Origin of the sequence: Marinobacter iranensis, from assembly GCF_029207565.1 — a bacterium.
Classification (GTDB): domain Bacteria; phylum Pseudomonadota; class Gammaproteobacteria; order Pseudomonadales; family Oleiphilaceae; genus Marinobacter; species Marinobacter iranensis.
Genome location: NZ_JANCMW010000359.1, coordinates 1 through 245 on the forward strand (window position 1 = coordinate 1; position 245 = coordinate 245).

Annotated in this window: 1 protein-coding gene; it reads right to left on the reverse strand. The window is 56.7% G+C overall.

Annotated features, from left to right (window positions below; translation table 11 throughout):
* Window positions 1-206: hypothetical protein (locus tag NLU14_RS22700; RefSeq protein WP_275710863.1), on the reverse strand; the 206-nt coding region annotated here is incomplete at its 3' end.
* Window positions 207-245: the final 39 nt, after the last annotated feature.

Here is a 245-nt window from a genome sequence, read left to right on the forward strand (position 1 = left end):
TACTTCTCTTTCCGAGGCTTTTGCTTCTCGCCATTCGTGGATTTCACGCGCGCATTACGAAGATCGGCGGCACTTTCCGCTTCCTCACGCTGCTTTGACGCGTGCTTGAGTTCTTCCTCCGCCGGGAAGTCTTCGTCGGCGTTCTTGGTGTTCACACGCTCTTCGATAATGCGCAGCTGCTGCCTGTGTGCCTTGTGTCCGGCCACAACGGCCTCCTTACTTGCTCACTCGCTTCCTCTGCTTCC